Genomic DNA, 5799 nt, shown 5'->3' with positions numbered 1-5799 from the left:
CGTCGAGCGGGTTGCGCAGGTAGCGGATCGACTCGATGAGGCCGGCCTTCATCCGCTCGGCGACGAGCGCCGTCTCGACCAGGTCGCCCCGGTACTTCGGGAAGAAGACGCCCCGGCTGACCGCGCCCACCTGGTGGCCGGCGCGGCCGACCCGCTGCAGCCCGGAGGCGACGGTGGGCGGGGACTCGACCTGGACGACGAGATCGACCGCCCCCATGTCGATGCCGAGCTCCAGACTCGACGTGGCGACGACCGCGGGCAGTCGTCCGGACTTGAGCGCCTCCTCCACGATCGCCCGTTGCTCGCGGGACACCGAGCCGTGGTGGGCGGCGGCCACCGGCTGGATGCCCTCGGGCACCCCGCCGCCGGAGCCGGCCTGGGCCATCAGCGCGGCGGCGTTCGTGCCCGGAGGCACGGGTTCGCCGGTGGCCCTCTCGTAGGCGAGCTCGTTGAGCCGGCTGGTCAGGCGCTCGGCGAGGCGGCGGGAGTTGGCGAAGACGATCGTGCTGCGGTGGGCCTCGACGAGGTCGAGGACGCGTTCCTCGACGGCCGGCCAGATGGACGACCGGGGCTGGTTGCCGGCGGCGGAGCCCTCGAGCTCGCCGGTCGGCCGGCCGAGCTCGCTCATGTCCTCGACCGGGACGACGACCGAGAGGTCCCACCGCTTGACCGACGGGGGAGCCACGATCCGGACCGGGCGCCCGCCGGCCAGGTAGGTCGCGACCTCCTCGATCGGACGCACGGTGGCAGAGAGGCCGATGCGCTGGGCGGGCCGGTCGAGCAGCTCGTCGAGGCGATCGAGGGAGACCGCCAGGTGCGCGCCGCGCTTGGTGTCGGCGACGGCGTGCACCTCGTCGACGATCACGGTCTCGACGCCTCGCAGGGCCTCGCGCGCCGCGCTCGTCAGCAGCAGGAACAGCGATTCCGGGGTGGTGATGAGGATGTCGGTGGGCCGCCGGGTGAACGCGCGGCGCTCGTCGGCGGGCGTGTCGCCGGACCGGATGCCGACCCGGATCTCGGGGCGGGCCAACCCCAGCCGGGCGGCGGCCTGGCCGATGCCGGCCAGCGGCGCCCGGAGGTTGCGCTCGACGTCGACGGCGAGGGCCTTCAGCGGCGAGACGTAGAGGACCCGGCACCGGGCCTTCTCCTCCACCGGCAGCGGGTCGGCCGCCAACCGGTCGAGCGACCACAGGAAGGCGGCCAGCGTCTTGCCAGAGCCCGTCGGGGCGACGACGAGAGCGTGCTCGCCGCTGCTGATCGCCTCCCACGCCCCCTCCTGCGCCGCTGTGGGCTGGACGAACGCACCGGTGAACCAGGCCCTGGTGGCGTCGGAGAACCGGTCGAGAGCGGACACGTTGTCGAGTGTCCCTGCTGGGTACGACACTTCGCCGGTCCGAGCGGGCTCGTCCCCGCGCACCACCCGTCCGGGGACAGGAGAGGGCCGTGGGCCGTCGAGAGCTGATCGATCCGGTCGCCCGTGCCGGCTACGAACTCGTCGTCGACGAGGAGTTCTCGGGCGACCGGCTGGACACCTCCCTGTGGTTCCCCTTCTACCTGCCGCACTGGAGCTCCCGGGTCGGGTCGGCTCCCCGTTACCGCCTCGCCGACGGGAAGCTGCACCTGCTGATCGAGCAGGACCAGCCGCCGTGGTGCCCCGAGTTCGACGGCGGGATCCGCGCCTCCTGCCTCCAGACGGGGGAGTTCTCCGGCAGCCTGGGGAGCCGCGCCGGTCAGATCCGCTTCTCGGCCGATGTCGTCGTGCGCGAGGAGCAGCCCGAGGTCCGCCTCTTCGTCCCGCAGTACGGCTTCTTCGAGATGAGGGCCAGGGTCGGGGACGACCCGAGCGGCATGGCGGCGCTCTGGATGGTGGGCTTCGAGGACCGGCCCCAGCAGTCGGCCGAGATCTGCATCTTCGAGATCTTCGGTCGCGACGTGGGTGCGGGCAGCACGGCCGTGGGCATGGGCCTGCACCCCTTCGGTGACCCCTCGATCACCGATGACTTCGTCCGCCCCGTCCTGCCGATCGACGCGCGGGAGTTCCACGACTACGCCGTCGAGTGGACGCCCGACCACGTCGCCTTCTTCGTCGACTCCGCCCTGGTGACCGTCATGGAGCAGTCGCCGGGCTACCCCATGCAGTTCATGCTCGGCACCTACGCGTTCCCCGCCGAGGACGGCGCGCCGCCACCGGGCCCCTACCCCAAGGAGTTCGTGGTCGACCGGTTCCGCGGCTACCGGCGCGCCGCCGCCTGAGTCGGGCAGACTGCCGACCGTGCACAGCCCCGGTCCCGGACGCGCGACCCTCCCGGACGTCGACGTGGTCGCCGTGCAGCGTCGGACGGTGGCCGTCCTCAGCGGAGGAGTGGCGCTCGGCGGGCTCGGCGTCACCGTCGGGATCACCGTCGGCGGGCTGCTGGCCCGCGACGTCGCGGGCACCGACAGTGCCGCCGGCCTCGGGACGACGGCCGGCGTGCTGGGGGCCGCCGTGCTCGCCGTCCCGCTGGCCCGCATCAGCGACCGCGGTGGCCGCCGGGCGGGCCTGGCGGCGGGATACGGCGTCGCCGTCCTCGGTGCGGTGGTCACGGTGGCCGCCGCGGCGCTGTCGTCGCTGCCCCTGCTCCTCGTCGGCCTCTTCGCCTTCGGCGCCTCGACCGCGTGCGGCCTGCAGGCGCGCTACGCCGCCGCGGACCTCGCGCCGCCGCAACGGCGGGGCCGGGACCTCTCCCTCGTCGTGTGGGCGACGACGGTCGGCTCGGTGCTCGGCCCCAACCTCGCGGGCCCGGGCGCCGACCTGGGACGCAGCCTCGGACTGCCCGCCCTGGGCGGCGGCTTCGCGGTGGCGGCGGTCGTCCTCGCCCTCGTGGCCGCCGGGCTGGGACTGCTGCTGCGGCCCGATCCGCTCCTGCTGGCCCGGCGTATCGGCGGAGGCGGCACCGGGCCGCGCCCGCGGCGGGCGACCGGGCAGGCCGTGCGCGCGGTCTGGGCCTCGTCGACCGGCCGGCTGGGGCTCACGACCATCGTGGTCTCCCACTCGGTGATGGTCGGGGTCATGGTCATGACACCGGTGCACATGGGCCACGCCGGTGGCACCGAGGGGACGACGCTGCGGGTCATCGGCCTGGTGATCAGCGTGCACGTCGCCGGCATGTACCTCTTCTCACCCCTGGTGGGGCTGCTGGCCGACCGGGCCGGCCGGACGGCGACGGTCGCGTTCGGCGGCTGCCTGCTGCTGGTGGCCGCGGCCCTGGCCGGGACCGCCGCCCCGGGCGCCGCGTGGCAGCTCGGGGCGGGACTCTTCCTCCTCGGCCTGGGGTGGTCGTGCGGGCTCATCGCCGGCTCGACGCTGGTCACGGAGTCGGTCGAACCCGACGTGCGCCCGACGGCGCAGGGCGGGACCGACCTGCTCATGGGCCTGGGTGCGGCGGTGGCGGGCGTCATCGGGGGGCCGCTGCTCGCGGTCGGCGGATTCGGACTGGTGGCGGGCGTCTCCGCCGCGCTGGTGCTGCCTCTGGCGCTCGTGTGGTTCCAGGGCGTGCGCGTCAGCGGTCGCGGTAGTTCCTGATCATCAGGACGAGCGTGACGACGAGCGCCAGGGCGATGGCGATCTGGACGACGAGGTCCCATCCGCTGGAGCCGGTGCCGGGGATCACCTGAGCGAGCCTAGGCGGCCGCCGGTTGCCGGCGCGGGTTAGCGTCGTCGGGTGCGCCTGCAGGATTTCCGGTCCCGGATGACCCGCCAGTTCGGTCCGATGCGGGCCGAGGCGGTCGTCCGCGACCACGTCTTCGCCGCTCTGGGCGGCCGTACCGCGCAGGACGCGATCGACGCCGGGTTGCCGGTCCGCACGGTCTGGCTGGCCATCTGCGAGGAGTACGACGTGCCGCCCAGGGAGCGCTGAGCGCGCTCCGCCGGACAGGCGGCGTGTCGCCCTGGCAGTCGAACACCTGTTCGTCCTACAGTGGCGTCCACAGGCCGGTCGGCTCTCCACAGGTCCGCCCGCGAACCGAAAACTGTCGGTACCTCCTCCTAGCGTCGGACCCGACCCGCTTCCCGCGAACCGAAGGTGCACACCATGGCAACGCTCGACCGCGACAAGGCCCTCGACATGGCCCTCTCCCAGATCGACAAGCAGTTCGGGAAGGGCTCGGTGATGCGCCTCGGCGACAGCCCCGAGGTGGCCATGAAGGTCATCCCGACCGGCTCGATCGCCCTCGACATCGCGCTCGGCATCGGCGGTCTGCCGCGTGGCCGCGTCATCGAGGTCTACGGCCCGGAGTCCTCCGGCAAGACGACGGTGGCCCTGCACGCGGTCGCCAACGCCCAGGCCGCCGGCGGCATCGCCGCATTCATCGACGCGGAGCACGCGCTCGACCCCGAGTACGCCCGCGCCATCGGCGTCGACACCGACGCGCTGCTGGTGAGCCAGCCCGACACCGGTGAGCAGGCGCTCGAGATCGCCGACATGCTGATCCGCTCCGGGGCGCTCGACGTCATCGTCATCGACTCGGTGGCCGCCCTGGTGCCCCGCGCCGAGATCGAGGGCGAGATGGGTGACAGCCACGTCGGTCTGCAGGCCCGGCTCATGAGCCAGGCGCTGCGCAAGATCACCGGCGCCCTGAGCAACTCCGGGACGACGGCGATCTTCATCAACCAGCTGCGCGAGAAGGTGGGCGTCGTCTACGGCTCGCCCGAGGTCACGACGGGTGGTCGGGCGCTGAAGTTCTACTCGTCGGTGCGCCTCGACGTCCGTCGTATCGAGACCCTGAAGCAGGGCACCGACGCGGTCGGCAGCCGCACCCGCGTCAAGGTCGTCAAGAACAAGGTCGCCGCTCCGTTCAAGCAGGCGGAGCTCGACATCCTCTGGGGCCAGGGCTTCAGCCGCGAGGGCGGCCTGATCGACGTCGGTGTCGAGCAGGGCATGGTCAAGAAGTCCGGGGCTTGGTACACGTACGAGGGCGACCAGCTCGGGCAGGGCAAGGAGAACGCGCGCAACTTCCTGAAGGACAACCCCGATCTCGCCGACGAGATCGAGAAGAAGATCAAGGAGAAGCTCGGCATCGGCGCGACGCTCGACGCCCCGGTCGTCCCCGCCGCGCCCGTCGACTTCTGACCGGCCGATGGCCTTCCAGTCCTCCCGGCGGAGCGGTTCCGGCTTCGGCCGGGGTCCGCGCCGGCCGGCCGGCGGGCCGGGCGACGATCCCTTGAACCCGGACGTCGTACCCGGCTCTCCCGAGGACGACATGGGTGACCCCGAGTCGGCCGCCCGCGGCATCTGCCTGCGGGCGCTGACCGGAGCGCCCAAGACCCGCTCCCAACTCGCCGACCTCCTCGCCGCGCGCGGCGTGCCTGACGAGGCGGCGGAGGCCGTGCTGGACCGGTTCACCGAGGTCGGCCTGATCGACGACGCCGCCTTCGCCCGCGCCTGGGTCAGCTCCCGTCAGGCGGGGCGGGGCCTGGCCCGGCGCGCACTGAGCGCGGAGCTGCGAGCCAAGGGCGTCGAGCCCGAGGTGGCCGCCGAGGCGGTCGAAGCGGTCGATGACGACGACGAGCGGGCGGCCGCCCGGCGCCTCGTCGACCGAAAGGTCGGCGCGATGCGCCGGGTGGACCGCGCCACGGCCACCCGCCGGCTGATGGGGATGCTCGCCCGGAAGGGCTACAACGGTGGGCTGGCGGCGGCCGTCGTGCGCGAGGCGCTCGACAGTGCCGGCGCGGACGACGTGGCGGTCGCCGGGTTCGACGACCTCGACGAGGACGCCCTGCTGCCCTGAGAGAGGACCCCCTGCCCCCCACCACTCGCACGC

At 73.4% G+C, this 5799-nt stretch carries 6 protein-coding genes; 5 read left to right on the top strand and 1 reads right to left on the bottom strand.

Annotated elements, in window-relative coordinates; translation table 11 throughout:
• The coding region (locus tag E4P40_RS25720) for a DEAD/DEAH box helicase (protein WP_135161165.1) at window positions 1–1354 on the bottom strand (1354 nt) is incomplete at its 3' end.
• Between the two features lie 89 nt (window positions 1355–1443).
• Between E4P40_RS25720 and E4P40_RS25715 the strand changes: the two genes are divergently transcribed.
• The 5 genes from E4P40_RS25715 to E4P40_RS25695 all read left to right on the top strand — a co-directional run bounded on the left by E4P40_RS25715 (window position 1444) and on the right by E4P40_RS25695 (window position 5766).
• On the top strand, window positions 1444–2253 hold the full coding sequence (locus tag E4P40_RS25715) for a glycoside hydrolase family 16 protein (protein ID WP_135161164.1): 810 nt from the start codon (window positions 1444–1446) through the stop codon (window positions 2251–2253).
• A 19-nt stretch (window positions 2254–2272) separates the two neighbouring features.
• On the top strand, window positions 2273–3562 hold the full coding sequence (locus tag E4P40_RS25710) for an MFS transporter (protein ID WP_135161163.1): 1290 nt from the start codon (window positions 2273–2275) through the stop codon (window positions 3560–3562).
• A gap of 139 nt (window positions 3563–3701) precedes the next feature.
• The gene (locus E4P40_RS25705; protein ID WP_135161162.1) at window positions 3702–3896 is read left to right on the top strand and encodes a DUF3046 domain-containing protein; all 195 of its coding nucleotides are present in this window, start codon (window positions 3702–3704) and stop codon (window positions 3894–3896) included.
• A 174-nt stretch (window positions 3897–4070) separates the two neighbouring features.
• Window positions 4071–5108 (top strand): recombinase RecA, encoded by a 1038-nt coding sequence (recA, locus tag E4P40_RS25700; RefSeq protein ID WP_135161161.1) that lies wholly within the window; start codon window positions 4071–4073, stop codon window positions 5106–5108.
• Window positions 5109–5238: 130 nt separating this feature from the next.
• Window positions 5239–5766: a regulatory protein RecX gene (locus E4P40_RS25695; protein WP_245160587.1), complete on the top strand. Its 528-nt coding sequence runs from the start codon at window positions 5239–5241 to the stop codon at window positions 5764–5766.
• Window positions 5767–5799: the final 33 nt, after the last annotated feature.

It is taken from the genome of Blastococcus sp. CT_GayMR20 (assembly GCF_004570345.1).
This window is presented reverse-complemented; position numbering and strand designations above follow the sequence as displayed.

Coding starts and splice junctions, on each gene's coding strand:
- recA (WP_135161161.1), top strand. CDS start 4,071: ATGGCAACGCTCGACCGCGACAAGGCCCTCGACATGGCCCTCTCCCAG.
- E4P40_RS25695 (WP_245160587.1), top strand. CDS start 5,239: ATGGGTGACCCCGAGTCGGCCGCCCGCGGCATCTGCCTGCGGGCGCTG.